The organism is Aminobacter sp. P4_H6_2 (genome assembly GCF_056400805.1).
The window spans coordinates 1-3,905 of sequence record NZ_JBFUKO010000519.1 but is presented as its reverse complement, the minus strand read 5'-3'; the positions used below and the strand labels follow the sequence as shown (position 1 = coordinate 3,905).

At 60.4% G+C, this 3,905-nt stretch carries 3 protein-coding genes; all 3 read left to right on the top strand.

Going from position 1 to position 3,905, the window contains the following annotated elements; genetic code table 11:
• Nucleotides 1-371 precede the first annotated feature (371 nt).
• The 3 genes from AC1DUU_RS25655 to AC1DUU_RS25645 all read left to right on the top strand — a co-directional run bounded on the left by AC1DUU_RS25655 (nt 372) and on the right by AC1DUU_RS25645 (nt 3,669).
• A complete protein-coding gene (locus AC1DUU_RS25655) occupies nt 372-1,046 on the top strand; it encodes a sugar transferase (RefSeq protein ID WP_476786190.1) in 675 nt (224 codons plus the stop codon).
• 104 nt (nt 1,047-1,150) lie between these two features.
• A complete protein-coding gene (locus AC1DUU_RS25650) occupies nt 1,151-2,395 on the top strand; it encodes a polysaccharide biosynthesis/export family protein (protein WP_476786189.1) in 1,245 nt (414 codons plus the stop codon).
• Nucleotides 2,396-2,406: 11 nt separating this feature from the next.
• Nucleotides 2,407-3,669 carry an O-antigen ligase family protein gene (locus tag AC1DUU_RS25645; RefSeq protein ID WP_476786188.1) on the top strand — a complete coding sequence of 421 codons (1,263 nt, stop codon included), beginning with the start codon at nt 2,407-2,409 and terminating at the stop codon, nt 3,667-3,669.
• Nucleotides 3,670-3,905: the final 236 nt, after the last annotated feature.

The window sequence follows — 3,905 nt, the reverse complement described above, 5'->3', positions numbered from 1 at the left end:
GCACTGCACAGAACTTCGAAACGGCGGGTTGCCCCATGCTTCCTGCAATAGAACTATTTCCGCACATTGGCCAAATTCGGCCATGCATTTCAACAATCGGCGTCATCTGCCGCGAAACGTAAGGCGCGGCGCCAATAAATACTGAATTTACTTAGGCAAAACCAACGCATATCCGCATATTCGCTTCTTCTGAAATACAGAACGCGATAGCCTCGAAACTGTCACCATGTCTTTTTCTTGTGCAACCTACGGTCGCCAATCACCCAGGAATTGGCATCATTGTTTCAAACGCCAAGAAATCGTGTTTTGCAGCGCAGCATACCCTGGCTATCTTTGCCCTGGGCGGGTCATTGACCAACTGGAGTAGCAGCATGAGGGATATTGCCAAGTCGACGAGCTTGGAATTTCCGCACGCGGCCATGGAATTTCCGCCGCTGGGTGGGGCAATCAAGCGCGGTTTCGACGTCGTTGGCGCCAGCGCCGGGCTCATCGTTCTCGGCCCGTTGTTCCTGATGATCGCCTTGCTGGTCAAGGTTTCCGATGGCGGGTCTGTGTTCTATGGCCATCGCAGGATCGGCCGCGCCGGCCGGATTTTCCATTGCCTCAAGTTCCGAACCATGGTGCGGGACGGCGATGCGGTTCTTGCCACGCATTTTCGCGACAATCCCGAGGCTAAGGCTGAATGGGAGGAGACGCGGAAACTGAAGGAAGACCCACGCGTCACACGCGTTGGTGCCGTGCTGCGCAGGCTCAGCCTTGATGAGCTGCCGCAGATCGTCAACATCCTGCTGGGTGACATGAGCATCGTCGGTCCACGCCCCGTCGTGCGCGACGAACTCGAATATTACGGCAAGGCGGTGGTGTTCTACTTCAAGTCGCGTCCGGGCCTGACGGGCCTGTGGCAAGTCAGCGGACGAAACGACGTCTCCTATGACAGCCGGGTGGCGTTCGACCGCCAGTATGTCGAGAACTGGTCGCTCGCCGGAGACATCCGCATCATCCTCAAGACGGTTCCGGCCGTCTGCATGTCGCGCGGCAGCTACTGAGCTTGCCGCAATCGAGGCTGCGCTTGAATGGGAGCGCAGCGTCTCCCCTCACCCGCAAACGCCCTTGGATTTCTTCGGCACAGGAACGGAGGACAGATTTGAGATTGCACCTCGCACACTTTCCCCGCAGCCGCGCAAGCCGGCTGCTGAACGGTATCGTTTGTCTTACGCTGGCCTTCTCGGCGTCGGAGGCGTTCGCCGACGATTACCAGCTCGGTACCCAGGACAAGCTGACCATCCGCGTCGTCGAATGGCAGACGGTCGAAGGCGCATTCCGCGACTGGTCGTCTGTCAGCGGCGATTACACGATTGGGCCTTCCGGCAAACTGTCGCTGCCCTTCGTCGGTGAAACGCCTGCATCGGGCAAAACCACAGCCGAGATCGCCGAGACGATCGGCAAGACGCTGCAGGAGAAATTCGGCCTTTCCGATCGGCCGGAGGCATCGGTCGAGGTCGCGCAATACCGCCCGTTCTACATCTCGGGCGACATCAAGACGCCGGGGCAATATCCCTACGCCCCGGAACTCACAGTGCTCAAGGCGATCAGCATCGCTGGCGGCATGCGCCGCGGCACCGAGGGTGCGCGTACCGAGCGCGACTTGATCACCGCCGAAGGTAGCCATGCCGTCCTCTCCGACGAACAGCTCCGCCTGATGGTGACCCGCGCGCGCATCGAGGCCGAACTCGCCGGCAACACTGTGGTCGAAGCGCCCAAGGACATCGCCTCCCTACCTGCGGTGCCCGGAATGGTCGCCGACGAGACCGCCATCATGGTGTCGCGCCAAAAGAAGATCACGCTCAGGCTGCAGGCTCTCGAAGACCTCAAGGGCCTGCTCGAACGCGAGATCGTCTCGCTGGGGCAGAAATCCGAAACGCAGAAGCGCCAGGTCGAACTTGCCCGTAAGGAACTCAGCGGCATCGACACGTTGGCGCAAAAAGGCCTGGTGGTGAACACGCGCCTGCTTTCAACCGAGCGCGCCATCGCCGAGATGGAAGGCAAGATCCTCGACCTCGACACGGCAATGCTTCGGGCCAAGCAGGACATCAGCAAGGCCGAACAGGAAGCCATCGACCTCAAGAACGACAACGAGTCCGAACTTGCCGTCCAACGCCAGAAAGTGGTGGCTGAACTCAATGCCGTGACGCTCAAGCTTGGGATGCAAAACGGCCTGATCTCGGAGGCGGGAGGCGTTGCGCCCTCAGCCGGAGGTGCCGAACAGGCACTTTCTTACGTGCTTGTCCGCAAGACTGGCGACAAGACCAAGGAAGTCGCAGCGACCGAGGATACTCCGGTGTTGCCCGGCGACGTCCTGAAGGTCGAGCGAGCAAGCGGCCCGCTCATCCAGTAGCGGCGGCAAAAATGCGGATCAGAAAGGCACTGCTGGTCGATCCAGGCCAAAACACGCTTTACGGTGCCTTCGCGGTCGCCGTGTCATTTTTCGTCTTCGCCTATTCGTTCCGCCTCGGCCAGGTTTCGATCCTGATGTATTACGCGGTCTGGCTGCCGCTGATCCTGGTCGACTATCGCTTCACGCTCGGGCGTCTCGCCCGTTCGCCGCAGCTCCTGGCTTTCGCGTTGATCGCGTGCCTTTCCTATTTCTGGTCCGACGCGCCAGATGTGACCAGCCGCGCTGCGCTGCAATATCTGTCGCATGTCGTTTGTGCCGTCATCGCTGCCCGCGTGATCGACGCCCGCACGCTGAGCATCGGCGCCATGGCCGGCATCGTCGTCGTGCTCACCTATTCTATTCTTGTCGGCAGCTCGGTCTACGACGCGCTCGACGGCACTTACAGTTTCGTTGGTGCCTTCGGCTCGAAAAACCAGCTTGGCTTTTACGCATCGCTGGGCGTGCTTCTCGGCTGCTACTTCGGGCTGTTCCTCACCCGCAGCCGCATCGCGCGTCTGCTTGCTCTCGGCGTCGTGCTCCTGTCGGCAGCGCTTCTGGTGATGTCCCACTCGGCAACCTCGATGCTGGCGACGCCCGCGACTGTTGCTTTGGTGATTGCGATTGCAGGTCTCGAAGCGTTCTCTCCCACGCATCGCAAGATCTTCTTTCTCGGAGGCTCCGTGCTCGCCTGTGCGGCAGTGCTCGCAGCACTCAATATCGGCGCCGTCGACATGGTGCTTGGCGCGTTCGGCAAAGACACGACTTTGACGGGACGTACCTATCTCTGGCAGCAAGGGCTGGACGCGGCATCTTACGCACCCTGGCTCGGCGTTGGCTACCAGGCCTATTGGGTGCAAGGCTTCTCCGAGGCGGAGCGGCTGTGGAACGAGTTCTACATCGCCTCGCGAACCGGTTTCCACTTCCACAACACCTATATCGAGGCGCTGGTGGAACTCGGCTATGTCGGTACAGCAGCGATCATCCTGCCTCTGCTTGCCGTGCTCCGGCTCTGCATATGGCGGCTTCTCAATGAAAGGGACTGGACCGAGCCGCTGCTGCAGACGGGCCTGCTGGCGCTGCTCGTCATCCGCTCCTTCTTCGAGGTCGACATCCTGCAGCCCTACGCGATCGGCTCGTTCCTGCTCTATTACTGCTGGGCTCGCGTCAAGGAACCGGCACCTAGGCGCATGGTTGCACAGTCGCCTGCATCGAAGCAGTTTTCTGGAGCCATTTGACGGACCTGCGCGACCGGGACCGCAGCTCTATCCTGATCTCTGAAGCAATCGACCCGGGCGTCGAAGTGACACCCGGGCCGATCTCTCATTCTAAAAGAGGCGCCTGCGCGGAAACTCCCGCGCAAGCGGTATCATGCCGACAAGCGGAATTTCGTCTCGTCGATCGCCGCTGCCATCAGCGTCTTGGTGTAGGTTTCGCGTGGCTCTCCAAAGATCTCCTCGGTCGGCCCCTCCTC

Excerpts from the sequence above, each read along its gene's own strand:
- AC1DUU_RS25655 (WP_476786190.1), top strand. The coding sequence starts at position 372 with ATGAGGGATATTGCCAAGTCGACGAGCTTGGAATTTCCGCACGCGGCC.
- AC1DUU_RS25645 (WP_476786188.1), top strand. The coding sequence starts at position 2,407 with ATGCGGATCAGAAAGGCACTGCTGGTCGATCCAGGCCAAAACACGCTT.